Source organism: Nonomuraea sp. NPDC049637 (assembly GCF_040675235.1).
Classification (GTDB): domain Bacteria; phylum Actinomycetota; class Actinomycetes; order Streptosporangiales; family Streptosporangiaceae; genus Nonomuraea.
The window spans coordinates 58463-85219 of record NZ_JBFAOM010000008.1; the positions used below are offsets into that span (position 1 = coordinate 58463).

Sequence of the window (26757 nt, forward strand, 5' to 3'; positions counted from 1 at the left end):
TACTCCTCGCTGAGTGCTGGGGTGATCCGGCTGCAGGATCTCCAGCGTCGGGCGGGTGCGTGAATAGCGTCTTTCCGATGGACGCCATAGAGGGAAAAGGGGGCCCAAATGGGCAGCAGCCAACGTCCCGCCGCCCGCGTCGTCTGCCTCGACCGCGACGGGCGCGTCCTGCTCATGCACTGGTACGACCCGGTCAGCGGCGCGGACGTCTGGGAACCGCCGGGCGGCGGCCTCGACCCGGGCGAGACGCCGCTGGAGGCCGCCCGGCGCGAGCTGACCGAGGAGACCGGGCTGCCCGGCTCGGCCGTCGGCGAGCACCGGGTGGACGTCGAGCGCGACTTCTCCTGGCTGGGCGTGCGCTACGTGAAGACCGAGCCGTTCTTCCTGGCCACCTTCGACCAGGCGCGCCCGCCGGTGACCCCCGCCGCGCTCACCGAGGAGGAGCTCGGCGTCTACCGCGGTCACACCTGGGCCGAGGAGCTGCCGGACGGCGTCGAGCCGCCGGAGCTGGCCGCCGTGGTGGCCGCCCTGCGCGCCGCCGCGCGCCGCTGACCCCACCGCCGACCCCGCCGCCGAACCCGCCGCTACGGCGGACGGGCCGGTGTCGCCGGTGTAGGCGATCACCCGGCCGCCCGCGCTCAGCCGCAGCCCGGCGTTGGGCACGTGGTGCGGCAGTGAGAAGGCGTCGAGCCGGAAGGGGCCGAGCTCGCGCGGCGTGCCCGGCTCCAGGTCGTGCAGCTCGAAGCTGCCGGCCAGCATGCCGCGCCGGTCGAGCGCGAGCACGGCGTCGAGCGCGCCGGGCGGCGCGTGCACGGGCAGCGCGGCCGGCGGGGCGTCGCCCAGGGCGCGGGCGCGCAGCAGCGGGTTGAGGTCGGAGCAGTGGTCGGGATGGCCGTGGCTGACCAGGACGGCGTCGACCCGTTCGGCCGGCGTGGTTTCGAGCAGCCGCGGCAGCGTGGCGTAGCCGGGATCGACGAGCACGCGGAACCCGTCGTGCTCGACGAGGTAACCGCTGCACGCCTGGCCCGCCGCCGGCCACGCCCCGCACCCGCCCAGCACCGTGATCCGCATGATCCCGGACTCTAGCGGGGCTGATGCCCCAGCTCGGCCAGCGTGGTGGACATCAGGCCGCGCAGCAGCGGGCCGGCCAGGCCCTCGTGCACGGACTCGACCGGCAGGCCCTGCGCGATGCGGGCGTGGTAGGACTCGCGGTCGCGCTCGCCGGTGTAGGGCAGCGCGGTCATCGCCACGACCACGGTGGCCCGGGTGCCGCCGCGCGGCAGGACGGCGACGGCGTGGGTGCGCAGGCAGGTCTCGTCGGGGGCGCCGTACCAGCCGCACTTGACGCCGGCCTCGGGCGAGCCGAGCGCCTCGCGGGCGCCGAACGTCTGCTCGCCCGCCACCTGCCGCATCCACGCCAGGACGGTGGCCGCCACCGGGTCGCCCGCCGCCGCGGCCTGCGCGAACACGGCGTAGGCGGCGGCGACCTCCTCGGCCGAGACCTCCACCGAGCCGAAGCGCGACGGGTCGCCGCCCGGCTGGGCCCACCGTACGCCGGTGCGCCGGTAGAGGTCGTCCAGCAGCACGCGGGGGCCGATGGACAGCCAGAGGCTGAGCGTGTCGGCGTTGGAGGAGACGACCACGGCGGGCTCGGCGTGGCGGCGCCAGCGGTCGGCGTCGTCGATGTGGGCGGCGGCCACCCAGGCGTAGAGCGGCTTGAGCAGCGAGGCGCAGCGCAACCGGGCGGGGCCGGAGCGCACGCTCATCGTCCGGGCGGGCGGGCCGCCGTAGCCGCGCCTGATGCCCGCGGCCTGTGCTCCGGCGCTGTCTTGGAGGTCTTTCAGCAGGTCATTGAAGGCCACCGTCCCACCGTAGACCTACGGGGCCGTCCGCCAGCGCCCTTCGTACCACTCCGCGCTGGGTGGCTCGCCGGGCAGCGGGGTCGCGCCGGGGGCGCGCAGGCCGTCGAGCGCGATGGCCAGCAGGCGTTCCTTGACCCGCTGGTGCTCCTCGCTCGGCGGGCCGGGGGCGGGCCTGCTGAACTGCTCGATGAGCAGCGAGACGTCGAGCGTGGTGACGTCGGGCCGCAGCGCCCCGGCCTCGCGGGCCCTGGCGACGAGGGTGCCGGCCAGCTCGGTGGCCCGGCGGGAGGTGCGCCACATCTCGTCGGTGACCTCGATCGTGCCCGCCACCGGGGCCAGCGCGCCGGAGCGGCCGGCGACGCAGGCGCGCACGTACGCCTCCAGCCCGGTCCACGGGTCGGGCTCGGCCAGGGCCGACTCCAGGTTGTCGACCACGCGTTCCATGGCGATCAGGCAGAGCCGCTGCAGCAGCTCCTCCTTGGTGCGGTAGCGCCGGTAGAGGCTGCCCATGCCGACGCCGGCCTGCCTGGCGATGGCCGAGACCGGCGCGTCGAACCCCTGGGTCGTGAACACCTCGTGGGCCGCCTGGAGCAGCCGCAGATCGTTCCGCGCCGCCTCGGCCTGCCTGCCGCGTCCTGCCATGCCGTACAGGATATTGCGGAGCGTTGCGCTCCGATATACGGTTCCTTTCGGAGCGAAGCGCTCCGATAAAGGAGGAATGTCATGCGTGCGGTGGTTCTGCGGGAGGTCGGCGGTCCGGGGGCGCTGGTGGCGGAGGAGGTGCCCGACCCCGTTCCGGGGCCGGGTCAGGTGCTGGTCGAGGTGGCGGTCGCGGGCGTCACGTTCGTGGAGACGCAGGTGCGCGCAGGACGGGGGCCGCGCGCGGCCGAGCTGCCCGCGGTCCTGGGCAACGGGGTGGCGGGCACCGTCCTTTCGGTGGGCGAGGGCGTGGACGCGGCGCTGACGGGCTCCCTGGTCGTCACCACGCTCGGCGGCTACGGCGGTTACGCCGAGCTGGCGGTGGCCGCCGCCGAGGACCTGATCCCGGTGCCCGCCGGGCTGTCGCCGCGCGAGGCCGTGGCGTTGCTGGCCGACGGGCGCACCGCCGTGGGGCTCGTCCGCGCCGCCGCGCCGCAGCCCGGCGAGTGGGTGCTGGTGGAGGCGGCCGGCGGCGGGGTGGGCAGCCTGCTGGTGCAGCTCGCCCGCGCCGCGGGCGCGCGCGTGGTCGGCGCGGCCGGCAGCGCCGCCAAGCGCGACCTGGCCGCACGCCTCGGCGCCGAGCTGACGGTCGACTACACCGCCCCCGGCTGGGCCGACGAGGTGCGCGCCGCGACCGGCGGCCTGGACGTCGTCTTCGACGGCGTGGGCGGCGAGATCGGCGCCCAGGCGCAGGATCTGCTGAAGGACGGCGGCCGCTTCAGCGCGTACGGCATGGCCGGCGGCCCGATGACCACCCCCGGCCCGCGCGTGACCGCCGTCGCCTGGCCCGCGGCCGACCCGCGCGAGCTGGCCCGCGAGGCCCTCGACCTGGCCGCCGCCGGCCGCCTGCGTGCCACGGTCGGCAACGTGCTCCCCCTGGAGTCGGCGGCCGAGGCGCACGCCGCCGTCGAGGCCCGCGCGGTCACCGGGAAGACCCTGCTGCTGCCCGCGCGGGCCAGGACGATCCTGGTCACCGGCGCCACCGGCAACCAGGGCGGCGCGGTGGCCCGGACCCTGCTGGCCCGCGACTGGGCGGTCCGCGCCCTGGTCAGGGACCCGGCCTCGGACGCCGCCCAGGCCCTGGCAGCGCTCGGCGCCACCCTGGCCAAGGGCGACCTGGACGACCCCGCCTCGCTCCGGGCGGCCATGACCGGCGTGCACGGCGTGTTCAGCGTGCAGGCCCTGGCCGTGACGAGGGAGGAACTGGCCCGCGAGGTGCGCCAGGGCGTCGCGGTCGCCGACGTGGCCGCCGGGCTGGGCCTGGCGCACCTGGTCTACAGCTCGGTCGGCGGCGCCGAACGCGACACCGGCATAGAGCACTTCGCCGGCAAATGGGCGATCGAGCGGCACGTCGCCGGGCTGGACCTGCGGGCGACGGTGCTGCGCCCGGCGTTCTTCATGACGAACCTGCTGTACCACGCCGAGCCCGCCGGGGACGAGCGGGTCATCGCGCTGCCGTTCCGGCGCATGCAGCTCGTCGCGCCCGACGACATCGCCCACTTCGCGGCGGAGGCGTTCGAGCGTCCGGCGGAGTACGCGGGCCGGGCGCTGGAGATCGCCAGCGACGAGCTCACCGGCGCCGAGATCGCCGAGGTCTACCAGCGGGTCACCGGCACGCCCACCCGGTTCGAGCAGACCGCGCCCGGCGGGGAGCGCATGTACGAGTGGTTCCTGGAGAGCGGCTACCAGGCCGACATGGCCGCGCTCCGCGCCCGCCACCCCGGCCTGCGCACGTTCGAGTCCTTCCTGCGCGAGCGGCTGGCCCGCTGACCGCCGCCGTCCCGAGTCAGGACAGCGCCGCCTCGAAGCGGGACCGCAGCTCCGACAGGCGGCCGACCGGCTCGGCGCTGTAGACGAGCCGGACGTACCGGGGGGCCACGCTCTCCCCCCAGGCCGTCATGGGGGTGGCCGCCACGCGTCCGCGGTCCAGCAGCCGGGCCGACAGGTCCTCCGCGGTCAGCCCCATGGCCCCGGCGTCCACCAGGACGGACCAGCCGCCGCCCGCCCGGACCACCGGCAGCCCGTCGAGCTGGGCGAGCACGGTGTCGTGGCGGGCCTGGTACTCGGCCGCCGCCTCCGCCACCCCCGCGCCCGCCGGGTCGGTGAGCGCGGCGGCGGCGCCGTACTGGTGGTATCCGCTGGCCACGGTGGTGTTGTAGATGGTCGCGACCATGATCCGGGACATGATGTCGGCGGGGCCGGCGACCCAGCCGATCCGCCAGCCGATCATCCGGTACTCCTTGGACATCGACCCGATGATGATCGTGCGCTCGGCCAGGCCGTCCACCTGGCAGGGGTTGATCCGCGGGTGTCCGTCGAAGACGATGCGCTCCATGGCGGCGTCATAGATCAGGTACGCGCCCGTACGCTCGCACACCCGCGCGACCGCCTGCCAGTCCTCCCGGTCGAAGACCACGCCCGACGGCATGGACGGGCTCATCAGCAGCAGCGCCGCCGCGGCGGGCACCCGGGCGAGCGCCTCGCGGTCCAGCCGCCAGCGCCCGTCCTGCACCAGCAGCGGCACCAGGTGCGGACGCGCACCCGACAGCCGCACCCGCTGCAGCAGGCCGGCGTAGGTGGGGTCGGTGAGCAGCACGGGCTCGCCCGGCTCGGTCGTGGCCAGCAGCACGGGCATCACCGCCGACGTCCCGCCGGAGGTGATGCACACCTGCCGCAGAGGGTCGTAGTCGAGCCCGGTACGCGCCCGCAGCTCGGCGGCGACCGCCTGGCACAACACCGGCAGCCCGGTGAACGGCAGCCAGCTGTTGCCCGTCCCCTCCTCCAGTGACCGCCTGGTCGCGGCCACGGCGGACGGCGGGGGCGGGACGTCGGTGTCGAGGTTCTCCAGGCGCAGGACGTCGGCGTCCGCCCCGGCGGCCGCGGCCACCTTGTCGATGTCGAACGGCTGCACCTGCGCGAACCGGGAATTGGGCCGCATGACCGCACCTCCGAGCTTCGTTCCGTATATGGAACACCTTGGGGCACCCACGCTCCTCCAGTGGGGACGCGGGTGTCAAGGGGCGGCGCGGAGGCGCCGTCGGCGGTCAGGCCGGGCCGGGTCAGGCCAGCGTGCGGTCGGCCGGGCCGTCGTAGTGGTCCGGCCCCTGCATCGACAGGTCCAGCGGCTGGACCATGTCGGAGTTGGCGGAGGCCCGCCAGCCCTTCTCCCTGGTCATCTCCTCGATCGAGTGCGCGCACAGCGACAACGACCTGCACACGATGAACATGGCCTTGAGCTGCAGCGGCTCGTAGCCCATGTCGAGGCCGACACAGCCCATCGAGCCGGGGCCGTTGAGCCAGATCCGGCGGCCGAAGACGCCTTCGGTGGCCTCCTCCATCGCGCGGGCGATGCGGACGTACCGGCCGGTGACGCCCAGCTCGTCCGACAGCTCCAGCAGGCGGGCGGTACGCGGGTCGCGGATGTGCTGGGCGTGGTGGAACCCGGGCATGCGCTCGCGGCGTTCGCGCATCTCGGCGACGACCTTGGCGGCGGCCTCCTCGTCGCTCAGCCCGTCGCGCTCGGCCCGCTCACCGACCGAGAGGAACATCTCGGCGGGCCGGTCGGCGGTGCCGTGCAGCCGGCCGATGCCGGCGACGCCCGCAGCGACGGCCGCGTTCAGCTCGGCTCCGCCGGAGGTGGCGAAGCGCACGGTGGCCGAGGAGGGCGACATGGCGTGCTCGGCCATGTTCACCAGGATCGCCTCGGTCATCCGGCCCACCTCGGGGGTCGGCAGCTCGCCGCGCAGCACCAGGTGGAAGTGCTCGGCGAAGGAGATGTTGCCGGTCAGCTCGTTCACGTCGTACCCGCGCACGACGATCCGGTCCTTGTTTTTCCAGGCGATCGCCGTCTCCCAGGCGAACGGCTTCTTGTCGGTCAACGGGCTTTCCTTTCAGGGAAGTACACGCACGCCGGGTCGATCTCCTCGCGCAGCAGGCGGAGGTCCTCGGGGTCCGGCGGCATCACAATTTCCAACGAATCCCGAAATTTCGGGGTAAAGCCGGTGTTGTTGAGTACGTCCGTGACGCTCGCCCCCGGCATGAGCGCCGTCACGGTCAGCGCCGAGTCCTCGGCCTCCATCACGCACAGGTCGGTGACGACCTTGACGCGCAACGGCCCGAGCCCGGCCTTGGCCCGCTCCCCCGGCCCGCCCAGGAACCCCGGGCTGGTGACGTAGTCGCAGCGGGCGGGGAAGCGCCGCTTCTCGTGGTCGGTCAGGATCACCACCTGCCGGCAGTGGCTGGCGATGTCGTTGGCGCCGCCGCTGCCGGGCAGCCGCACCCGCGAGCCGTCCGGTCTCGGAACCCAGGTGGAGTTGATGTTGGCGTACTCGTCCACCTGGGCCCCGCCGAGGAAGCCCGTACGGACCAGCCCGCGCTGCACCAGCCCGCCCAGCGCCTCGAACAGCGACCCGTGCCGCGCGGCGCCGCGCATCAGCCGCGGGTCGACCACGGACACCGGCGTCGGCACGACCTTCGGGAACATCACCCCCGACTCGATGACGAGCTTGGCCTGCGGCGCGTGGGTGCGCTGGGCGAGCGTGGCGGCCAGCAGCGGCAGGCCGGTGCCGACGATCACCAGGTCGCCGTCGCGGATCTGCCGGGCGCCCTCGACGACCAGCAGTTCCCGCGGCAGGGCGGTCCACTGCGCGCTCACACCAGCCTCCCCATCTGCTCGGTCAGCGCGGCCCTGAGCGTGCCCGCCGGGTCGCGGGCCCTGAGGTGGTCGTCGAAGGACGCGCCCAGGTTGGCCCCGATCCACTCGCGCAGCTCGGCGTCCCCGGCCCGGCCCAGCGCCTGGTACTCCTTGATCTCCGGCTCGGCGAAGTCGTACGCGCGGTAGACGGAGGTCGGGAAGGCGCCGAAGGGCTGGTGGACGACCGCCGTCACGTACGCCTCCGGGATGGTGACCCGCTCGGGCCGGTCGGCGAACGCCCCGGCGGGCAGCACCTCCTCCGCCGACACGATCGTGGCGCGGGCGGCCCTGACCATGTCCACCTCGTGGGAGGTGACCCCCTCGATCACGACGTTCCCGGCCAGGTCGGCGCGGTTCGCGTGGATGATCGCCACGTCCGGCGTCATCGCCCGCAGCAGCACGACCGGCCGGCCGGTCCAGGGATCGGCCGACTCCACCGCCACCCCGTCCGCGACCAGGTCGGCCAGCAGGTCGGTGCCGAGCAGGCTGCGCGTCGGCAGGAAGGGCACCCCGACGGCCCCCGCGGCGAAGCGGGTGGCCATCGCCAGGTGCGAGTGGTCGCCGACGCCGACCTCGCCGCGCTCGACGGCCCGGCGCCAGGCGAACAGCGTGCCGTAACGTTCCAGGTTGCCGGTGCCCTGCTCGGTGCGGACCACCAGGCCCGCGGCCACCAGCATGTCGAGCGGCAGCGACAGGTTGCAGCCGACCACGGTCAGCCCGCCGATCCCCTGCCTGATCACCTCGTGCACCAGCGCCATCGGGCAGCGGTTGATGTTCTGGCCGCCCATCCCGACGACGGCCCCGGCGGGGACGTGCCGGGCGACGGCCTCGGCGGCCGTCAGTAACTTATGCACGCCGACCGCCACTCGGTGTAGAAGTCCCAGACCTGCGGCGAGCACTCGGGCGGGCCGAACTGCGACAGCTTGGCGCCCATGTGCGGCAGGTGCGCGTACGCGCCGACGCCGGGCCGGTTGACGTGCAGCATGCCCGCCTCGAAGCGGTCCAGGGCCTCGAAGATGGTCGCCGGGTCCTGGGTGAAGATCGTGCCGCTCATGCCGTACCTGACCGAGTTGGAGATGCGCATGGCGTCGTCGAAGCCGTCGCAGTCCACCACGGACAACACCGGGCCGAAGATCTCCTCCTGGGCGATCTCGCTGTCCCAGGGCACGTCGCGCAGCACGGTCGGCTGCACGTAGCAGCCGTCGGGCACGCCCTCGGTGTGCCGCTCGCCGCCGACGGCGACCTTGGCGCCGGCCTCCTGCGCGGCCTTGACCGCGTCCAGGCAGGCGCGCATGCGGGTCTCGTTCACCACCGGGCCGATCGTGGCCTCCTCCGACAGGCCCGGCCCCACCTTGAGCCGGGCCACCTCGGCGACCAGCCGCGACAGGAACTCCTCCTTGACGGCCCGGTCGACGATCACCCGGGAGGTGGCGCTGCACCGCTGCCCCGACTGCCCGAACGCGCCGAACACGGTGGCCTTGACCGCCTTGTCCAGGTCGGCGTCCGCGAGCACCAGGACCGCGTTCTTGCCGCCCAGTTCGAGCTGGGTGCGCAGCAGCCGCGGCGCGCCGGCCTGGTGGATGGCCAGCCCCACGGGCAGCGAGCCGGTGAAGCTGATCCCGGCCACGCGGGGGTGCGTCACCAGCGCCTCGCCCGCCGCGATGTCGCCCTGCACGAGGTTGAGCACCCCGGCCGGGACGCCCGCGTCCACGAACGCCTCCACCAGCAGCGCCGAGGTCAGCGGCGTGAACGGCGACGGCTTGAGCACCGCCCCGCACCCGGCCAGCAGCGCGGGGGCGACCTTCCACATGGGGATGGCGAGCGGGAAGTTCCACGGCGTCACCAGGCCCACCACGCCGATGGGCGCGCGGAAGGTGTAGGAGAACGTGCGCGGCTCCTCGGCGGGCAGGGTCTCGCCCTTCAGCCTGCGCCCCTCGCCCGCGGTGAAGTCGAGGATGGCCAGGGCCCGCCTGACCTCGCCGCGCGCCTCCTTGATGAGCTTGCCCTGCTCGCGCGTGATCGCCTGGGCGAAGTCCTCGGCCCGCTCCTCGATCAGGCGCTCGGCGGCGCGCAGGTACTCGGCGCGCTTGATCGGCCCGAGTCCCTTCCACGCCGGCATCGCCGCCGCGGCGGCCTCCACGGCCAGCTCGACGTCCGCGCCACCGGACTCGGCGAAGTCCCCGATGTGGTCGGAGAGGTCGCCGGGGTTGATGTTCGGCCGGGTCTGCCCGCTCTCGGGGGCACGCCATTCGCCGCCGATGTGGTTGAGCAGGTAGCGACTCGGGATCGTCGCCATCGGGTTCCTTTCCGGTCAACTTCTGATACGGCAAAGCCTCACGGCCTGGGATGTTCCGGACAAGGGGGATTAGACCGATGCCCCCGATAGGCAGCCGTTATATGGCTCCGCCTATAGCGGCGATAGGCAAATCACGCATTGGCCGGACCGGTCCGCTGCACTAGACATGCCGGGGAAAAGACCTGCTCACGGCACTTGTCGAATTCACCCGGAATTAACCGAGGGTCCATATGAAGCATCGCACATGGGCGGTAATTGCCGCCTCATCCCTTTTCGCCCTCACCGCGTGCGGCAGTTCGGCCGGCGCCGGTGAATACGACTGGTCGGCCGCCCCGGACACCGGCAAGATCGCCGCCCAGGGCAAGGACCTGCCGACCTACGGCCTGGCCCCCGACTGGGCCAACTACGGCGAGGTCGTCAAGACGTTCTGCGCCAAGTACCAGGCCACCTGCGCCCACAAGGACACCGACATGTCCTCCTCGGAGGAGATCGTCAAGTTCGACGCCGAGAAGGACAACCCGATCGGCACGGCCAGCGACATCGGCCTCATGTGGGGGCCGGTGGCCGAGGCCAAGGGCGTGGTGCCGGCGTACCTGCCGCCGGCGGCGGGCAAGCTGAAGGACTGGCAGAAGGGCAAGGGCGGCTGGGTCGCCACGTTCGTGGGCGCGCCCGCGTTCGTCGTCAACACCGACAAGGTGGGCAACCCCCCCAAGAGCTGGCAGGACCTGCTCAAGCCCGAGTACAAGGGCCAGATCGCCATCAAGAACCCGGCCTCCTCCGGCACCGGCCAGGCCATGGTCGTCGCCGCCGCGGTCGCGGCCGGCGGCTCGGTGGACGACCTGACCCCTGCCTACACCTACTTCAAGAAGCTCAAGGACGCCGGCAACCTCAGCGACGTCAAGATGAGCGAGGAGACCCTGGAGAAGGGCGAGGCCCCCATCCAGATCAACTACGACTTCAACGGCCTGGCCCAGAAGGCGGCGCTGAAGGCCAAGAACGTCAACGTGGAGGTGATCATCCCCTCCGACGGCTCGGTCTGGTCGCCGTCCGGAATGATGATCAACAAGTACAACACGGCCAAGGGCGACTTCCTCAAGGGCCTGCTCGACTACGTGCTCTCCGACGAGGCCCAGACGCTGTTCGCCAAGTTCGGCGCCCGGCCCGTCCGCGCGCTCAACGGCGACCTGCAGCTCCCGGCCGAGGCCAAGGCCAACTGGCTGCCCGAGGAGTCGTACGCGCCGGTCAAGGAGATCGAGATCACGAAGGTCAATCCCGAGCAGATCGTCGCCGACTGGGAGGCGAAGGTCCTCGCGTGACGTCCCACATCACGGAGTCCGTGGCGGCTCCACCGGCCGCCGCCCGCCGCCGGTCCCCGGGCAGGCTGTTCACCGCCTGGGGCCCGGCCCTGCCGCTGCTGCTGTTCACGCTGGCCACGCTGGTGCTGCCGGCGCTGCGGCTGCTGCACGACACCTTCGCCCTGCCGGACGGCGGCTACGGCTTCGACCACATCGTCAAGGTGGCGCGGAACCCGGTGGACCGCCAGGCCATCGGCGGCTCGCTCGCGCTCGGCCTGACCCAGGCCACACTGGCCACCGCGCTCGGCGCGCCCGCCGCCTGGCTGATCACCCGGATGCGCCTCGGCGGCCGGGCCTTCTGGCTGTCGCTGATGAACGTCGCCTCCAACTTCGCCGGCATCGGCCTGGCCTTCGGCTTCGTCGCGCTGATCGGCTCGACCGGCATGCTGACGCTCGTGCTCAAGGGCCTGTTCGGGATCGAGCACAACCCGTTCCCCTCGCTCGGCTCCTTCAACGGCATGAACGTCGTCTACCTGTACTTCAACGTCCCGATGTTCGTGCTGCTCACGCTGCCCGCGCTCAGCGTGCTCAAGGACGACTGGCAGGAGGCCGCCGCGGTCTGCCACGCCACCCGATGGCAGTTCTGGCGGTACGTCGGCCTGCCGGTGCTCGCGCCGTTCGTGATCGCGGGCTGGCTGCTGGTCTTCACCTGGACGATCGGCGTCTACGCCGTCGCGTACGCCATCGGCTCCTCCCCCAGCGCGACCAAGCTCATCACCCTGCAGATCGGCAGCACGCTGGAGTCCTCGGTGTTCGGCCTCGGCCGGGCCGCCGTGCTGTCGGTGCTGCTCATGATCCTGGCCATCGGGGCGACCCTGCTCTACCGGCTCTCGCTCAGGCGCGCTGCGAGGTGGCTGTGAGACGGCGCGTCTTCCTCGGCCTGCTGGCGGTCTACTTCGGGCTGCCGCTGCTGGCCGCCCTGCTGTACTCGGTGGCCACCCGCTGGACCGACACGCCGCTGCCCGACGGCTACACCCTGGCCCACTGGGCCGGCGTGTTCGCCGAGCCGGACGTCATGGCCGCCCTCGGGCGCTCGCTCGTGCTCTCGGCGGTCGTCGTGGCGATCGAGATCGTGCTGGTCGTGCCGGCCGCGTACTGGTCGGTCGTGCACAACCCGCGCATCGGGTCGATCGTGCAGACCATCGCGGTGATCCCGTTCGCCGTCCCGTGGGTGGTCGTCGGGGCGGGGCTCCAGCTCGTCACCAAGTCGGTCGCGCCCGAGCTGTTCGGCACGTTCTGGCTGCTGGCCGCGGCCACCGCGGCGATCGCGTTCCCGTTCATGTACCGGGCGGTGGAGAGCTCGCTGCTGGCGGCGGGGGCCGTCCAGCTCAGCGAGGCCGCCGCCACGTGCGGCGCCGGGCCCGCCCGCACGCTGGTCGGCGTGATCCTGCCGGCGATCCGCGGCGGCGTCGTCTCCGGCGCGCTGCTGGTCATCGCGACCGCCATGAACGAGTTCGCGCTCGCCAAGATCCTCACCGGCGTCAGCTACGAGACGCTGCCGCTCTGGTCGGCCAGGCAGTTCGTCTCCCGGACGCTCGGCGACCCCAACGCGCTGGCCGTCGTCACCATCTTCACCTTCGGCCTGCTGTTCGCGCTGTCCGCGCTGGTCGTCTGGCTCGGCCGCGGCCGGGTGAGCGCGTCCATGGCCACCGCTCCGGTCCAGAAGGGCACCATTCCATGAGCCACGTCGTCCTCGACCGCATCACCAAGCGCTACGCCGGGCACACCGCGCTGAACGGCGTGAGCGTCAGCGTCGAGCAGGGTGAGCTGCTGGCCCTGCTCGGCCCGTCGGGCTGCGGCAAGACCACGCTGCTGCGCTGCATCGCGGGCCTGACCGGGTTCGACGGCGGGCGGCTGACGATCGGCGGCGCCGACATGGCCGGCGTGCCGGTGCGCAGGCGGCCCATCGGCATGGTCTTCCAGTCCTACGCGCTGTTCCCGAACCTCACCGTGGGCGGCAACGTCGCCTTCCCCCTGACCGTCAGGAAGCGGCCGAAGGGGGAGGTCAGGGACCGCGTGGCCGAGATGCTCGACCTCGTCGGCCTCGACCACCTCGCCGACCGCCTGCCGAACCAGCTCTCCGGCGGCCAGCAGCAGCGCGTCGCCCTGGCCCGCGCACTCTCCCCCCGTCCCGAGGTGCTGCTGCTGGACGAGCCCCTGTCCGCCCTGGACGCCCAGGTACGCCACCGCCTGCGCGACGAGGTGCGCCGCATCCAGCACCAGGTCGGCATCACCACCGTCTTCGTCACCCACGACCAGGCCGAGGCCCTGGCCATCTCCGACCGGGTCGCGGTGATGAACGCCGGCGACATCGAGCAGTGCGGGCCGCCCGCGGAGATCTACACCGCGCCCTCCACCCGCTTCGCCGCCGGCTTCGTCGGCAACCGCAACACCCTCGAACTCGACGCGGTCGGCGGGCGGGTCACCGCGGGCGGCGCGTTCGACGTCGAGGCGCCCGCGCCGCGCGTCCTGTGCATGTTCCGCCCCGAGGACGTCGAACTGGCCGCGGACGGCCCCGGCGCGCGGGCGGTCGTGGACGTGACGGTGTTCCTGGGCGCCACCACCCGCGTGTACGCCCAGGCGGGCCCCTCGGTGATCTTCGCCGACGTGCCGTCCAGGGCCGCCGCCGGCCTGTCGCCAGGAGACGAGGTACGCCTGCGGGTCGCCGCCGACCACGTCCAGGTGTTCCCCGCCTGACCCGGCCCGGGGCCGCCGGTCCCGGGGGTCAGCCGCCGAGCCCGAACCAGAGCACGGCGAACACCCCGCACGGCAGGCCGGCCAGCACCAGCGCGATCAGCACCCGCCACCGCAACGCGAGCCCCGGCCCGGTCACGAACGCCGCGACGGCCCCCGCCCCGGCGAACACGACCGCGGCGCCCACGGCCTGCGCGGCGGTGTACGGCACCGACGGCAGCAGCTTCCCGGCCGCCCAGAACGCCACCGCCGCCCCGGCGGCCACCAGGGCGGCGCGCCGCGCGGGCCGCACGTCCACGCGTTCCAGCACGTACGCGGCTCCGGCGAGCATGACCAGGCTGATCGCCAGCAGCGTGCCGAGTGCCGGGGCCAGGCAGTCCCAGTCGGCGCAGCCGACGCCCGCCCACGCCAGCCGGGCGGTGGCCCACCACAACACCCCCAGTGCCCCGCACACCCCCGCGGCTCGCCCTATACGCCCCGTCATGCATTAATCGTCCCACTGTCAGGAGGAGGCGGCCGCGCGGAGCTCGTCGGCCTCCGCCTCGGCGGTCCTGCCCAGGGCGCGCAGGGCGACGGCGCGGTTGGCGTACAGGTCGGGCTGCGGGTCCAGTTCGACGGCCCGGGTGAGGTCGGCGAGCGCGCCTTCGGCGTCGCCCGTGGCGTAACGCAGCACGCCCCGGTTGCCCCAGGCGGCGGCCAGCTCGGGGGCGTGCTCCAGGGCCAGGTCCAGGGCCGCGGCGGCCTCGTCGAAGCGGCCCGCCGCCGTCTCCAGCTGGCCGAGCACGGTCAGCAGGTGCGGGTTCTCCGGCGCGCGGGCGAGCCCGGCCGTGACGTCGGCCCTGGCCTCTTCGTCCCGCTCCGCCGCCGCCAGCAGCCCGGCGCGGTTGACGTAGGCGTCCAGGTAGCCGGGGTCCAGCTCGATCACCGTGCCGAGGTCGGCGAGCGCCCCCTCCACGTCACCCCGCACGGTACGCAGCTCCGCCCGGTTGTAGTACGCCTCCGGCAGCGGCGGCCCGGCCCGCATGGCCCGTTCGTAGTCGGCCAGCGCCTCCTCCGACTCGCCCAGCCGGAACAGCAGGTTGCCGCGTTCCAGGTAGGTGTCGGGGAAGCCGGGGTCGAGGGCGATGGCGGCGGCGTAGTCCTCCAGGGCCTCCTTGGGGCGGCCGAGCGCGCCGAGCAGCTGGGCCCGGTTGGTCAGCAGCACCATCCGGTGCAGCGGGTGCCGGTCGCCCAGCTCGCCGGCCAGCTCGACGGCCGACTCCACCAGCGACAGCGCGGCTTCCAGCCGTCCGTGCCGCAGCTCGACCAGGGCCAGGCCGTTGCGGTCGAAGCCGAGTTTGAAGGCCCGTTCCAGGGGGTCGGGCAGCAGCCCGGAGATGGCGATGGCCTCGTTGAGCCAGCGGCGGGCCCTAGCCAGGTCGCGCTGCGCCGGGTCGGGGTGCCGGGCGTCGAGCATGGCCGTCCCGTACGCGGCGGCGGCGTGCACGACCGGGTCCTGGCTGGCCGCGCGGGCCCGGTCCCACAGCGTGCGCGCCTCCTGGACGCGGCCGAGCCCGCCGAGCGCGGTGGCGGTGCGCTGGGCGAAGCGCCACCACCGGGCCTCCCCCGGTTCGGTCCGGGCCAGGCCGAGCTCGCCCAGCTCGGCGGCGGCGTGCAGGAAACCCTCGCGCATGCAGCGGTCCACCAGGGACCACAGCTCGTCGGCGCTGCGCTCGTCGGCAGGCGGCTCCGGGCCCTCCGCGTGGACCGTGACGGCCAGCGTGCCGGCCGGGACGCGCCGGGTCAGGACGTCGAGCAGCTCGGTGTCGGTGGGGTCGGCGTGCGCGCCGTTGCACACCGCGAGCCTCGCGCCCGGCCGCACGGCCGCGCGGACGAACTCGGCGATCCCGTTGGCCAGCCTCAGCGTACGGCGGGGCGCCGGCACCAGGATGCGCTCCTCGTCCGGCAGCCCGGCCTCGATGGTCGTCCGCCGGACGGGCACCTGCCCGGCCAGCTCGGGCGCGACCGCCCGGATCTCGATGTCGTAGGCCGCGACCAGCTCGCGCGGGGCGTCCGGCACCAGGTGCCGCAGCAGCGCGGCGCCCACGGTGTAGGGGCCGCGCGGCCGGCGATGCGCGTCGATGACCGGCATCAGCAGCCGCCCGGCCCCCCATCGGGCGGGTGGGCCGCCCGGGACGCCGAGGTGGGAGCTGTGCCCGGTCACCCCTTGTGGATGACGCCTGCGGTCCCTGCGAGCCTCGCGGTGCCTGGCTTACGGACGACGATGCGCTTCATGACGTGCCTCTCCGATGGATGTGACTATCCATTATTCGGACACCCAACCGGATATCAAGATTTATGGTGAATAAGTGGCGGTTTAACTATTAAGAAGCACCTGGCATTTGCGCGCGTCCCGCAGCCTATTGGGACCGAAACCAATGATCGACCGCCGCGACCCGCGCCTGTTCCGATTCCTCCATCAACGTGCACAGGCACCGCCCGACCAGCGTGACGGACTGGCAGCAGCCGGGCCCCGGCAGTTTCTTGGCTCGCACGATCGCGGTCGCCCGCTCGATCAGCCGCTCCAGGCTCGGCTCCCCGCCGCCCTTGAGCGCGTGGGCGTTCCACGGGCACGCCTCGACGTCCTTGCACGCGCTCTTGGCGATGAACGGCGCCGTCCCCGGCTCGAACCGCAGCCGGTCCTCACGCTTGATCCGCAGGTCGGCCAGCACCAGCGCGGCGCGGCGGGAGACCTCCAGCAGGTCGCGCCTGTCCGGCCGACTCTCTTTTCCCCCGGCCGCCCGATCGGGCAGGGCCAGCAGCATCGCCGCAGCCATCAGCCCGCCGCCCATCACCATGCTCCAGCCCACCTGCTCGTGGAACCAGATCACCGCGATGGCGGCCACCCAGAGGGGCTGCGAGGACATCATGATCGCGCTCGGCACGGCCGGCACGTGCTTCTGCCCGTACGAGCGGGCCAGGAACCCCAGCGCGCACGACACCACGGCCAGGTGCGCCAGGATCGCCCAGTCGGGCAGGCTGGACGGCAGCGTGATCCCGCCGCGCAGCGCGAAGCCGCCGGTGAGGATGCCGATCGTGAAGAGCTGGATCGTGGTCAGCGCGTACGCGGGGAAACGCTCGCCCTTCTTGGACAGCTCGGCGAGCATGAGCGTGTGGGCCGAGTAGAGCGCCGCGGCCGTGAGCGTGACGCCGAGCGCGAGCAGCGAGACCTCGTGGTCCTCGACCCCGCGCAGCAGCGTGAACACGGTCATCCCCGCCATGGCGAGCACCACCCCGGCCCACACCCGCCGCGGCGCCCGGTTCCTGAACATCACCAGCGCCAGGACCGGAGTGATCACCACGCTGCACCCGACGGCGAACCCCGACACCGCCGAGGGCAGGCTGTGCAGCGCGAGCGCCTGGGCGGTCTGCCCGACGCCGAACAGCAGCCCCAGCACGAGCCCGTTGACCCACGTCCGGCGCGACAGCCCCCGCAGCGAGCGCGGCCGGATGACGAGCAGCGTCACCGCGGCGATGAGATACCGCTCGGCCAGCAGGTCCTCGACCGGTAACCGGAGGATGAGATCCTTCATCAGCGGGAACGCCGACCCCCAAGCGGCGCTGACGAACAACAGAAGCACGGCTCCCAGGAGGGGTCGGGAAGCGGGCACGACTGCCATGGAGCAGAGCATGCCACTACTAAATGCATTCGCCAGAGCACGCGGAGAAGCCGGTGAGGTTACTGTTCCACTTGGAGTTAAGACCCTCACTCCAGGCCCGAAACATCCATACCGGCGGCGGCGAAAACAGCTCTTTCCTGCGGTTACTGCCTGGTACGGCCGAGCTCTCCACATTCGCACTGTGTACGGACGCATACGCGTACCGTGCGAACGGGCCGATGCCTCGCCCCGGAGATGGTCACTCTCCGCGATCAGTCTGAGGCGGTGTGGTCACGCCTGAGCGTAGAGGTCGCAGGAGCCCCGCGGGGGCGGAAAGGGGGAACAAGCCAGGGCCCCAGGAGGGGATGGGGCGTGGCCGCCGGATCCGGAAGCGTCGGACCCCGGCGTCGTCGTGGGAGCTAGAGCTCCATGGCCGGCGCGGGCGCCAGCCGTTTCTCGCCGTAGATGACGACGAGGTCGCCCACCTGGCGGCGCGACAGCTCACGCCAGCCCTGGCGGGCGTACAGCGCGAGGGCCGCGCCCTGGCTGAGCGTGGTGTCACCGCGCAGGCTGCTGAAGCCGAGCTCCAGGGCGCGGTCTTCGAGGGCCGAGAGCATGACGCCGCCGTAGCCGCGCCGCTGGAACTCGGGATGCACCCTGAGCCTGCACACCTCGGCGGTCTCCCGGTCGACGGGCTTCAGGCCGCCCATGGCGACCACCCGCGAGCCGGTCTCGCCCACGATGAAGTCACCTCCGCAGGCCAGGTAGATCTCCTGGATGCGGGGGAAGTCGTCGTCGTAGTAGACGCCGTCGCCGGGTTGGAGACCCACCTCGGCGAGGCAGATCCGGTGCAGCGCGAGGATGGTGTCGAGATCGGACCAGCGGTACCGCCGGATCTTCAACGTCATCCACCGCTCCCTTCCTTCTGGGCCAACTTCCGACGCCGCAGCTGGGCGCTGAATTCAGCCAGCATCTGATGTTTGTCGTCCTTTTTCATGATCTGCTGCTCCAGCGCGAGCGCCGGGCGGATGATGAGGTCCGTAAGGTATTCATCCCCCAGATTGCGCAAGGCGTTCGTACCAATTTGTAGGGCTTCGTCGATGTCACCCTCCAGGAGGCGGCACTGGGCCTGGTCGAGCCTGATCAGGGTCTGGTCGAGGACGTGGTCCTCGTACTTGCCGAGCGCCTGGTCGAGCACCACCTCGGCCTCGATGGTCTGGCCGAGCTTGGTGAGCACGTCGCCCTGGTAGAAGTAGAGCTGCTTCTCGGTGTAGCCGAAGGCCATGTCCTCCTGCTCCTCGCTCTTCATGTGCGAGAAGGCGCTCCTGGCCCGGGCCAGCGCGCGCTTGGCCTGGTCGACGACCTCCTTCTTGCTGTCGGTGCCGGAGAGCATGGCCAGGGCCCGCGCCTCCACGACCGGCGCCATGGCCTGCGCCACGCACGGCGTGGCGCCCGCCAGGTCGCGGCTCTTCTTGGCCAGGTTGAGCGCCTCGCGGGCGTCGCCGTAGTAGAGGGGGACGAGCGACTCCCTGGCCGTGATCCAGGCCCGCAGGGCGCGGTCGCCGGTCTCGTCGGCGGCGATGCGGCCGGTGCGGAAGAACGACCGGGCCAGCCGGTGGTCGCCCAGGTTGATCATCACCATGCCGCTCAGGCCGGCCAGCTGCGCGGCCATGCGGCACAACCGGTCCTGGAGGTCGATCGGCTGACGCCTGGACAACGCCGTGCGGACCGCGCTCAGCTCCAGCAGCACGTCGCACAACAACCGCAGCGGGGGCGTCGTGGTGTACTGGCGGCCGAAGGCCAGCGTCGCCTCCTCCCACTGGTCGAGCATGCCGCCCGACACGGTGGCCGAGACCAGCGTCTCGTCCATCCGCCGCCGGATGCCCTCGCACGCCCCCAGCACCGGCCCGTCGAACTGCTGCTTGAACGACACGTCGGTGTCCAGCAGATTTAACAACGTGCGCCGCAGGATGTTCTCGTCCTCCTGGGCGTCGGCCTCGACGGTCATCGGGTGGATCACCAGGTCGCGCGGCAGCGACGCCGACCCCGCCACGCGATTGGCGGGCTCGCCGAGCACGCCGGGCATCCGGTGGCCGTGGCCGCAGATGCAGGGCCCGTCGAAGCCGAGCTCGATGGGCTCGACCCGGTAGACCGAGCACAGGTAGTGGAGGTATTCGGGGCCCGGCCGCTTGAGCCCGCTCTCGTACGCCGACAGCAACGTCTCGCCGATGCCCGGCGGCGCCTTGGCGTCGCGCTCGAACAACGCCCGCACCTGCTCGATCACGTCCGCGAGCGCGATGCCGTAGGACAGGCGGTGCGCTTTGATGCGGGTCGTGCTGAACTGCGGCGAGCACGCCTCGTGGATCTCTTCAGCTATCTGGGCGGAGGTGCGCCCGGTGGCAAGGCCCTTGGCCCTGATCCGCCGGGCGATCTCCGTTTCCCTGTGCTGCCTGCCGGACATCCCGGCCCCTCTCCCGATGTCTCGACCCGTCAAGACTGGTGACTCAGCGTAGCCCTCAGGTAGCTCTTCGCCTAGAGACGACTATGAAGCAGTGAGGACCGTTTGGAAACGTGCTCATCAAGCCTACGGTTAAGGATCGTCCTCCGAGGGACTGTTTCTTACAACCCATGAGGGAATAGCCACTCCCTGTGATCAGCAGGATGGCGTTGCGTGTGCTGTTGACTTGAGCCATGTTTGGCCCACCAGCAACGATTCCCAGGGAGGACGAGAAGGTGACGGACGACAAGATCGGACATCTGCAGCGCCTCGTAGCCGAGCTCGGCGCTCGCGGTCTGCTCGCACGAGTGGTCCAGACCCAGAGCGGCCGGCAGTTCGTCCGCGTCATCAACCCGAAGGCGACGAGCCTGTCCGAGAACGTCACCTGCCGGCCGGCGAACGCCTCGGACCTTCCCGACTGGTGGTACTGCTGGTCCTGGGGCGAACCCATGCACACGGCCGACGACCCGGCCGGTGCCGCGACCAAGGTCGCACGCGTGCTCGCCGCGGTGGGAGAGTGACCACGCGGTGATCCGGGTGGAGCGCAGCCACCACGGGTCACCGCCCCCACGGCGGCCCCGCGGGGCCGGCGGGACGATCGGTGCGGAGGGCGTCCGGGTTGCCGGGCCCCTGATCGTCCCGCCGGTTCCGGCCCCTTCGCACGGGCGCACGCCCGTGCGCGCAGATCAGCCCGGCGGGTGCGCCCGCCGGGTGCCGGGGGGATCACCTCCCCCCCTTGGAACCGGAACGGGCCATGCTTCCGGGTGTGTGGCCCGTCCGAGCCGACCGTCATCGGAGCGTCCGGTCTCTCCCTCCGCGGCCCAGAGACCGGGCGACCCCGTCTTCCCCGGCGTGATGTGACGGCGGCCGGTTCGGTCAGCGGTATTTTTAGATCCAATTGGACTGATTTGCCGCTGACCGAACCGCTTCCTGAGGGGGAATCCACCCAGTGTTCCTGTTGGTGACATCAGGGCCATCGCCTACGCCCACGCCGGCAGAGTCGTCGCTCGTGCAGGACTTGGACAAAGTGAGCTCGCAGATGGCCCAGGCCTGTCAAGGTGACACGGTGATCTGTGGTCCTCTGGTCGACTGGCTGGGCAACGTGTCATGGGCGCCGTTGCTGGCCAGCTTGATCACCATCGTCCTGATCCTGGTGTTCGGGTTCGTCGTGCGGAACATCTCGCACCGGCTGATCACCAAGGTGGTGAACCGGGCAGCCACCGGCGGCTCGCTCACCAACAGGTTCCGCCGCAACGCGGCCACCGACGGCATCGACGCGCTGCTGCACGAACGCCGCAAGCAGCGGGCCGAGACCATGGGGTCGGTGCTCAAGCACATCGCCTCCATCGTCGTCCTCGGCACCGCCATCCTGACCGTGCTCGACCGGCTGACGATCCCCATCGCCCCCCTGCTGACCAGCGTCGGCATCCTGGGCGTCGCGATCGGCTTCGGGGCGCAGGAGCTGGTGAAGGACTTCATCGCCGGCATGTTCATGCTGCTGGAGGACCAGTACGGCGTGGGCGACGTGATCGACGCGGGCGCCGCCGTCGGCACCGTCGAGGCGGTCACCCTGCGGGTCACCCGGCTGCGCGACGCCGACGGCCGCGTCTGGTACGTGCGCAACGGCACGATCACCCGCGTCGGCAACGAGTCGCAGGGCTGGTCGCGGGCCTACTTCGACGTCCCGGTGCCCTACGACGCCGACATCACCGCCGTGCGCGCGGCGCTGGAGATCGTGGCCGAGGAGATCTGGGCCGACCCCGAGTTCCGCGAGAGCGTGATCGTGGAGGAGCCCCAGGTGTACGGCGTGGAGCAGCTCTCCGACAGCGCGCTGGTGTTCCGCATCACCGCCAAGACGCTGCCCTCCCGCCAGGCCGAGGTCGCCCGGGAGATCCGGCTCAGGGTGAAGGCCGCCCTGGACTCCGCCGGAATCCCCATGGTCGCCATTGCATAAGGTGAGAACGTGACAGAGACCTCCTTCTACGACGCCGTAGGCGGCGAGGAGACCTTCCGCCGCCTCGTCCACCGTTTCTACGAAGGTGTCGCGGAAGACCCCCTGCTGCGGCCGCTCTACCCCGAGCCCGACCTGACGGGCGCCGAGGACCGGCTGCGCGGATTCCTGATCCAGTACTGGGGCGGCCCCAACACCTACAGCCAGGAGCGGGGCCATCCCCGGCTGCGCATGCGGCACGTGCCGTTCGTGATCGGGGAGGCCGAGCGTGACGCCTGGCTGCGGCACATGCGTGACGCGGTCGACTCGCTCGGCCTGCCCGACGATCAGGCGACCAGACTCTGGGACTATCTGGTCTACGCGGCCCACAGCTTGGTGAACTCGCCGACATAACGGGCATGACGCCCACATGGATATCCCCTGGTGGCGTGATGCCGTCGTCTACGAGATCTACGTTCGCAGCTTCGCCGACGCCTCCGGAGACGGCGTCGGCGACCTGGCCGGGGTGCGGGAGCGGATTCCGTACCTGAGGAGGCTGGGGGTCGACGCCATCTGGCTGACGCCGTTCTACCCCTCTCCGATGGCCGACGGCGGTTACGACGTGGCGGACTACCGCGGCGTCGACCCGCTGTTCGGCACGCTGGCCGACTTCGACGCGCTGGTGGCCGAGGCCCACGGGCACGGGCTGAAGGTGCTGGTGGACATCGTCCCCAACCACAGCTCCTCCCAGCACCCCTGGTTCCAGGCCGCGCTGCGGGGCGAGAAACGCGACCGGTACATCTTCCGCGACACGACCAACAACTGGCAGTCCACCTTCAGCGGCCCGGCCTGGACCCAGGTCCCCGACGGGCAGTGGTACCTGCACCTGTTCGCCCCCGAACAGCCCGACTTCAACTGGCGCAACCCCGAGGTGCACGCGGAGTTCCTCGACGTCCTGCGCTTCTGGCTGGACAAGGGCGTGGACGGCTTCCGCATCGACGTGGCGATGGGCCTGTACAAGGCCGAGGGGCTGCCGGACGTCGGCGACCAGTCGTTCACGTCGGTCTCGCCGGTCTGGGGGCAGCCGGAGGTGCACGGCGTCTACCGCGACTGGCGCAAGGTGCTGGACAGTTACCCCGGCGAGCGTATGGCCGTCGGCGAGGTCTGGACCGACAGCGCCGAGGACCTCGCCCTCTACGTCCGCCCCGACGAGCTGCACCAGAGCTTCAACTTCGCCTGGCTGCAGGCGCCGTGGTCGCCGACCGCGTTCAAGAAGGTGATCGACGACACCCTGGCCTCGGTCCCGTACGCCACCTGGGTGTTGTCCAACCACGACGTCGTACGCCACCGCACCCGCTACGAGACCGCCGATCCGGGCACGGGTCTGGCGCGGGCCAGGGCGGCGCTGCTCACGATGCTGGCGCTGCCCGGCTCGGCCTACCTCTACCAGGGCGAGGAGCTGGGCCTGCCGGAGGTGACCGACCTGCCGGCCGAGGCCAGGCAGGACCCGGTGTTCTTCCAGTCGGAGGGCAAGCTGCCGGGCCGCGACGGCTGCCGGGTGCCGCTGCCGTGGTCGGCGGAGTCGCCCTCGTACGGGTTCTCGCCGCCCGGCGTGCGGCCCTGGCTGCCGCAGCCGGCCGCCTTCGCCGAGCTGACGGCCGAGAAGCAGGAGGGCGACGCGGACTCGACGCTGGAGTTCTACCGCCGGGCCCTGGCCTGCCGCCGCGAGCTGGCGGGTGTGATTCCGTACACCCTGGAGTGGCTGGACTCCCCCGAGGGAGCGCTTTTCTTCTCCCGGGGCCCGCTGATCTGCGCGATCAACTGCGGGATGGAGCCCGTACGGCTGCCGGCGCACGACGGGGTGCTGCTGTCCAGCGGCCCGGTCCAGGGCGGGACGCTGCCGCCGGACACCGCCGTGTGGCTGCGCGGGCAGTCATGACCGAGGGCCGGCCCGCTGCTCGCCGCGGAAGGGGATGACGGGCAGCGACACCAGCGCGCAGGCCAGGCCGGCCGCGTACGCCGCCCAGTAGCCCGTCCCGGTGATCAGCGCCCCGGCCAGCGGCGTCACCCCCAGGGCGACGACGTTCTGGACGGTGTTGTGGGTGCCGAGCACCTTGCCCGCCCAGGCGGGGCCGGCCAGCTCGCCCGCTCTCAGGTAGGCCAGCCCGTTGCCGGACACGGTGAGCACCGAGGCCGTCGCGAGCGCCACCGGGCCGAGCAGGCTGTCCGTCGCCGTGCCCACGACCAGCAGGGCGAGCACGGCCAGGCAGGCGCAGGTGAGCAGCAGCAGGGGACGCATCCGCAGGCCGACCCGGTCGGACCAGCGGCCGACGGCCACCCGGACCACGGCTCCGGCGACGGCCGACAGGCCGAAGAGCTGGCCGGCGGCCACGGCGTCCCAGCCGTACAGGCCGACCAGACAGGTGACGCCGTACGTGCTGACCACGATCTGCGGCACCGCGTGCAGCCCGCTGGTCGCGTGCACCCGCCACAGCGCCGGCTGCCGGTACGGCGACCGCTCGGGCCCCGCGCTCCCCCCGGCGATCGAGTGCGGCGGCTCGGCCAGGAACAACGCGGCCAGGACGGCGGCCAGCAGGCTGACGGCGGAGCAGACCAGCAGCACGCCGGGCAGCCCGTGCGCCCGCGCGACGGGCGGCAGCACGAACGCCGCGACGGCCATGCCGAGGGTGTAGGACACCTGGCGCAGGCCCATGGCGACCCCACGCTCGGGCGGCTGGAACCAGCGCAGGACGATCCGGCCGCCGCCGACCATGGCCGCCGACCCGGCCGCGCCCGCCAGCGCCAGCAGCGCGATCACGGCCCAGGCGGGCCCGGCGAAGGCGACGGCGGCGAGCAGCACGGCCGCCAGGCCGACGCCGATGCCGAGCACCAGGCGCTCGCCGTGCCGGTCGGCCAGCGCGCCCCAGGCGACGAGCGCCACCAGAACGCCGATTCCCGGGGCATTCCCAATGACTCCGGCCACTGCCAGCGGAACACCGAAATGTCGCTCAATCTCCGGCATGACGAGAGGCAGGCCGAACAGTCCTAAGGTGACGCTCGCATGGGCGTTGACGCCCAGCGCGAGCATCAGCCAGCGCTTCCTGCCCGGACCGGAGGGCGGCTGCGGTTCCAGGGCGGTCAGCCCTGGGCCGAGTAACGCTTGAGCAGGACGAGCTCGTCCTCGCTGAGCCGGCGCGGCGCGGCCCGCTCGACGTCGTAGGCCACGATCACCGAGGTGGCGGTCGCGTAGACCTGGTCGTCGTCGCGGATCTCGTAGGCCAGGGTGAAGCGGACCGGCCTGAGCTGCGTGACCCAGGTCTCGACCCTGACCGGTTCGGGCCGCAGGCCGAGCGGGCGGCGGTAGTCGATCTCGTGGCGGGTGACCACGAGCCCTCCGAAGGGCGCCTCGCCCGCCCTGACCGGATCGATCGCGAACATGCCGAAGCGGGCGTCCTCCAGGTAGTCGAGGAAGCGCACGTTGTTCACATGCCCTTGGGAGTCGATGTCGGCGAATCTGACCATGCGGAGGAAGACGTGCCGGTGCGCCGGGGAGGGTTCTGCCACGTCCGCCACGGTACCCGTACCGTTCGGCCCGCTGGTCACCGGGCCTTGCGGCGGGCCAGGCAGGCCAGCACGGTCAGCACCGAGATCGCGGCCATGCAGGCGAGCGCCCAGCGGTAGCCGGTCACGAGCAGGCCGACCGCGTCGCCGGAGAGCTCCGACAGCGTCCCGGCGAAGACGCGCCGGTGCAGCACGGCGGGCAGCGGCGCGGTGATGATCGACAACACCAGGCCGGTGCCGACCACGTTGCCGGTGTTCTGCAGCATGAGGCGCATGGCGTTGACGATGCCGAGGCGTTCGGAGGGCAGGCCGTCCAGGATGGCGGTGGTGTTGGAGGGCAGGAAGACGCCCGAGCCGAGGCCGATGAGCACGAGCCCCGCGGCCACCGCCGGGTACGGCGTGCTCGCCGACATCGTGCCGAGCAGCGCCAGCAGCCCGCAGGTCGTGGTGGCGGCCCCGGCGACCGCCAGGGTGCGCGCGCTGGTCAGCCGCTGGAGGAAGCCCGACGTCACCGACGCGACCATGGCCGCCACCGCCAGCGGCAGCACCTTCAGCCCGGCCTGTACGGGATCGTCCCCTCGCACGGCCTGGAAGTAGAGCGCGACGAGGAAGACCATGCCCATCCGCGCGACGGCGTTGAGGAAGGAGGCGAGCGTGCCGAAGGCGAAGGCCCGGTCGTGGAACAGCCGCAGGTCCACCACGGGATGAGCGGCCCGCCGCTCCCTGGCCACGAACAGCGGCAGGCCCACGGCGAACGCGGCGAGCCCGGCGGCCACCACCGGATGCCCCCACCCCAGTCTGCCGAACTCCGACAACGCCAGCAGCAGCCCGCCGAGCGTGACCAGCACGAGCACGCTGCCCGGCAGGTCGAGCCCGCGCTCGCGCCCGGCCGGCTCGACCCGCCGCAGCGTGAGCGCGCCCCACACCAGGCAGACCACCCCGATGGGCACGTTGAACCAGAACACCCAGCGCCAGCCCAGGTTCGAGGCGAGCACGCCGCCGAGCGTCGGGCCGATCAGCCCGGCGATGGAGAAGGAGGCCACGTAGACGCCCATGCCCTCGCCCAGCCGCTCGCGCGGGAAGGCGTCGCTGACCAGGGCGGCGCTGTTGGTGAGCAACATCGCGGCCCCGGCGGCCTGCACGACCCGCATGGCCACGATCATCCACGCGCCGGGGGCCAGCCCGGCGAGCAGGGCGGCCCCGGTGTAGACGGCCAGCCCGATCAGGTACATCCTGCGCCTGCCGAACATGTCCGCCAACCGGCCGAACACCACCATGAGGACGGTCGTGGTCAACTGGAAGCCCAGCAGGATCCAGCCCGCGGCCGTGGCGTCGGCCCCGGTGTGCCGGGCGATCTCGGGCAGCGCGACGTTGATCGCGCTGCCGCCCAGCCCGGTCAGCACGCTGGCCAGGCTCACGACCGACAGCGTGCGCCAGGCGTGGCCGACGGGAGCGGGGGTCGTCGTCACCAAGGGCCTGTCCTTTCTAGATTTTGATACTAGAATCCAGTTCAAATCGTCGGCCGGTCAAGG

25 protein-coding genes and 1 pseudogene are annotated in these 26757 nt (G+C 72.3%); 10 read left to right on the forward strand and 16 right to left on the reverse strand.

Annotated elements, in window-relative coordinates:
• Positions 1 to 108: 108 nt before the first annotated feature.
• Positions 109 to 552 carry an NUDIX domain-containing protein gene (locus tag AB0J71_RS13640; protein ID WP_352322842.1) on the forward strand — a complete coding sequence of 148 codons (444 nt, stop codon included), beginning with the start codon at positions 109 to 111 and terminating at the stop codon, positions 550 to 552.
• On the opposite strand, the pseudogene AB0J71_RS13645 reads toward AB0J71_RS13640, so the two are convergent.
• The 3 genes and pseudogenes from AB0J71_RS13645 to AB0J71_RS13655 all read right to left on the reverse strand — a co-directional run.
• Positions 532 to 1071 (reverse strand): annotated as a pseudogene (locus tag AB0J71_RS13645) (MBL fold metallo-hydrolase); the annotation flags it as partial. The gene AB0J71_RS13640 and the pseudogene AB0J71_RS13645 sit on opposite strands and share 21 nt — an antisense overlap.
• Positions 1072 to 1082: 11 nt before the next feature.
• The gene (locus AB0J71_RS13650) at positions 1083 to 1862 is read right to left on the reverse strand and encodes a hypothetical protein (RefSeq protein WP_352322844.1); all 780 of its coding nucleotides are present in this window, start codon (positions 1860 to 1862) and stop codon (positions 1083 to 1085) included.
• Positions 1863 to 1877: 15 nt separating this feature from the next.
• Entirely contained in the window at positions 1878 to 2504 is a 627-nt protein-coding gene (locus AB0J71_RS13655; protein WP_352322845.1) for a helix-turn-helix domain-containing protein, read from the reverse strand.
• A gap of 81 nt (positions 2505 to 2585) precedes the next feature.
• Here AB0J71_RS13655 and AB0J71_RS13660 point away from each other — a divergent pair, with 81 nt between their 5' ends.
• The gene (locus AB0J71_RS13660; RefSeq protein WP_364414287.1) at positions 2586 to 4331 is read left to right on the forward strand and encodes an NmrA family NAD(P)-binding protein; all 1746 of its coding nucleotides are present in this window, start codon (positions 2586 to 2588) and stop codon (positions 4329 to 4331) included.
• A 16-nt stretch (positions 4332 to 4347) separates the two neighbouring features.
• On the opposite strand, the gene AB0J71_RS13665 is transcribed toward AB0J71_RS13660, so the two are convergent.
• The 5 genes from AB0J71_RS13665 to AB0J71_RS13685 all read right to left on the reverse strand — a co-directional run bounded on the left by AB0J71_RS13665 (position 4348) and on the right by AB0J71_RS13685 (position 9550).
• Positions 4348 to 5499: a pyridoxal phosphate-dependent aminotransferase gene (locus tag AB0J71_RS13665; protein ID WP_352322847.1), complete on the reverse strand. Its 1152-nt coding sequence runs from the start codon at positions 5497 to 5499 to the stop codon at positions 4348 to 4350.
• A gap of 121 nt (positions 5500 to 5620) precedes the next feature.
• Positions 5621 to 6439 carry a citrate/2-methylcitrate synthase gene (locus AB0J71_RS13670; protein ID WP_352322848.1) on the reverse strand — a complete coding sequence of 273 codons (819 nt, stop codon included), beginning with the start codon at positions 6437 to 6439 and terminating at the stop codon, positions 5621 to 5623.
• On the reverse strand, positions 6436 to 7215 hold the full coding sequence (locus tag AB0J71_RS13675; RefSeq protein ID WP_352322849.1) for a CoA-transferase: 780 nt from the start codon (positions 7213 to 7215) through the stop codon (positions 6436 to 6438). Before AB0J71_RS13675 ends, AB0J71_RS13670 begins: the two co-directional genes overlap by 4 nt.
• A complete protein-coding gene (locus tag AB0J71_RS13680; RefSeq protein WP_352322850.1) occupies positions 7212 to 8108 on the reverse strand; it encodes a CoA-transferase in 897 nt (298 codons plus the stop codon). Before AB0J71_RS13680 ends, AB0J71_RS13675 begins: the two co-directional genes overlap by 4 nt.
• Positions 8093 to 9550, reverse strand: coding sequence for an aldehyde dehydrogenase family protein (locus AB0J71_RS13685; protein ID WP_352322851.1), 1458 nt, complete (start codon positions 9548 to 9550; stop codon positions 8093 to 8095). The genes AB0J71_RS13680 and AB0J71_RS13685 overlap by 16 nt, the downstream gene beginning before the upstream one ends.
• Before the next feature lie 230 nt (positions 9551 to 9780).
• Here AB0J71_RS13685 and AB0J71_RS13690 point away from each other — a divergent pair, with 230 nt between their 5' ends.
• The 4 genes from AB0J71_RS13690 to AB0J71_RS13705 are packed head-to-tail and all read left to right on the forward strand — an operon-like array spanning position 9781 to position 13602.
• The gene (locus tag AB0J71_RS13690) at positions 9781 to 10866 is read left to right on the forward strand and encodes an extracellular solute-binding protein (RefSeq protein ID WP_364414289.1); all 1086 of its coding nucleotides are present in this window, start codon (positions 9781 to 9783) and stop codon (positions 10864 to 10866) included.
• On the forward strand, positions 10863 to 11765 hold the full coding sequence (locus tag AB0J71_RS13695; RefSeq protein ID WP_364414291.1) for an ABC transporter permease subunit: 903 nt from the start codon (positions 10863 to 10865) through the stop codon (positions 11763 to 11765). The genes AB0J71_RS13690 and AB0J71_RS13695 overlap by 4 nt, the downstream gene beginning before the upstream one ends.
• Positions 11762 to 12586 carry an ABC transporter permease subunit gene (locus AB0J71_RS13700; protein ID WP_364414293.1) on the forward strand — a complete coding sequence of 275 codons (825 nt, stop codon included), beginning with the start codon at positions 11762 to 11764 and terminating at the stop codon, positions 12584 to 12586. The genes AB0J71_RS13695 and AB0J71_RS13700 overlap by 4 nt, the downstream gene beginning before the upstream one ends.
• Positions 12583 to 13602, forward strand: coding sequence for an ABC transporter ATP-binding protein (locus tag AB0J71_RS13705; protein ID WP_352322855.1), 1020 nt, complete (start codon positions 12583 to 12585; stop codon positions 13600 to 13602). The genes AB0J71_RS13700 and AB0J71_RS13705 overlap by 4 nt, the downstream gene beginning before the upstream one ends.
• A 28-nt stretch (positions 13603 to 13630) precedes the next feature.
• Here the strand turns inward: AB0J71_RS13705 and AB0J71_RS13710 are convergent, their stop codons facing one another.
• From AB0J71_RS13710 to AB0J71_RS13730, 5 genes are all read right to left on the reverse strand, one after another.
• Positions 13631 to 14083 (reverse strand): hypothetical protein, encoded by a 453-nt coding sequence (locus AB0J71_RS13710; protein WP_352322856.1) that lies wholly within the window; start codon positions 14081 to 14083, stop codon positions 13631 to 13633.
• An 18-nt stretch (positions 14084 to 14101) separates the two neighbouring features.
• Positions 14102 to 15802: a tetratricopeptide repeat protein gene (locus AB0J71_RS13715; RefSeq protein ID WP_364414295.1), complete on the reverse strand. Its 1701-nt coding sequence runs from the start codon at positions 15800 to 15802 to the stop codon at positions 14102 to 14104.
• A 196-nt stretch (positions 15803 to 15998) separates the two neighbouring features.
• Positions 15999 to 17453, reverse strand: coding sequence for a DMT family transporter (locus tag AB0J71_RS13720; protein ID WP_364414297.1), 1455 nt, complete (start codon positions 17451 to 17453; stop codon positions 15999 to 16001).
• Between the two features lie 203 nt (positions 17454 to 17656).
• Positions 17657 to 18145 (reverse strand): GNAT family N-acetyltransferase, encoded by a 489-nt coding sequence (locus AB0J71_RS13725; protein WP_352322859.1) that lies wholly within the window; start codon positions 18143 to 18145, stop codon positions 17657 to 17659.
• Positions 18142 to 19698, reverse strand: a complete 1557-nt coding sequence (locus tag AB0J71_RS13730; RefSeq protein WP_364392442.1) for an XRE family transcriptional regulator — start codon at positions 19696 to 19698, stop codon at positions 18142 to 18144. The genes AB0J71_RS13725 and AB0J71_RS13730 overlap by 4 nt, the downstream gene beginning before the upstream one ends.
• A 272-nt stretch (positions 19699 to 19970) precedes the next feature.
• Between AB0J71_RS13730 and AB0J71_RS13735 the strand changes: the two genes are divergently transcribed.
• The 4 genes from AB0J71_RS13735 (at position 19971) to AB0J71_RS13750 (ending at position 23603) form a co-directional block, all read left to right on the forward strand.
• Positions 19971 to 20255, forward strand: coding sequence for a hypothetical protein (locus tag AB0J71_RS13735; protein WP_352322861.1), 285 nt, complete (start codon positions 19971 to 19973; stop codon positions 20253 to 20255).
• A 545-nt stretch (positions 20256 to 20800) separates the two neighbouring features.
• Positions 20801 to 21688, forward strand: a complete 888-nt coding sequence (locus AB0J71_RS13740; protein WP_352322425.1) for a mechanosensitive ion channel family protein — start codon at positions 20801 to 20803, stop codon at positions 21686 to 21688.
• A 9-nt stretch (positions 21689 to 21697) separates the two neighbouring features.
• Positions 21698 to 22078, forward strand: a complete 381-nt coding sequence (locus AB0J71_RS13745) for a globin (protein ID WP_352322426.1) — start codon at positions 21698 to 21700, stop codon at positions 22076 to 22078.
• 16 nt (positions 22079 to 22094) lie between these two features.
• Positions 22095 to 23603 (forward strand): alpha-amylase family glycosyl hydrolase, encoded by a 1509-nt coding sequence (locus AB0J71_RS13750; RefSeq protein WP_364414299.1) that lies wholly within the window; start codon positions 22095 to 22097, stop codon positions 23601 to 23603.
• Here the strand turns inward: AB0J71_RS13750 and AB0J71_RS13755 are convergent.
• From AB0J71_RS13755 to AB0J71_RS13765, 3 genes are all read right to left on the reverse strand, one after another.
• Positions 23598 to 24752: an MFS transporter gene (locus tag AB0J71_RS13755; RefSeq protein WP_364414301.1), complete on the reverse strand. Its 1155-nt coding sequence runs from the start codon at positions 24750 to 24752 to the stop codon at positions 23598 to 23600. The genes AB0J71_RS13750 and AB0J71_RS13755 overlap by 6 nt on opposite strands.
• Before the next feature lie 50 nt (positions 24753 to 24802).
• Entirely contained in the window at positions 24803 to 25186 is a 384-nt protein-coding gene (locus tag AB0J71_RS13760) for a thioesterase family protein (RefSeq protein ID WP_364414477.1), read from the reverse strand.
• A gap of 77 nt (positions 25187 to 25263) precedes the next feature.
• A complete protein-coding gene (locus AB0J71_RS13765; protein WP_352322461.1) occupies positions 25264 to 26694 on the reverse strand; it encodes an MFS transporter in 1431 nt (476 codons plus the stop codon).
• Between the last annotated feature and the right edge of the window lie 63 nt (positions 26695 to 26757).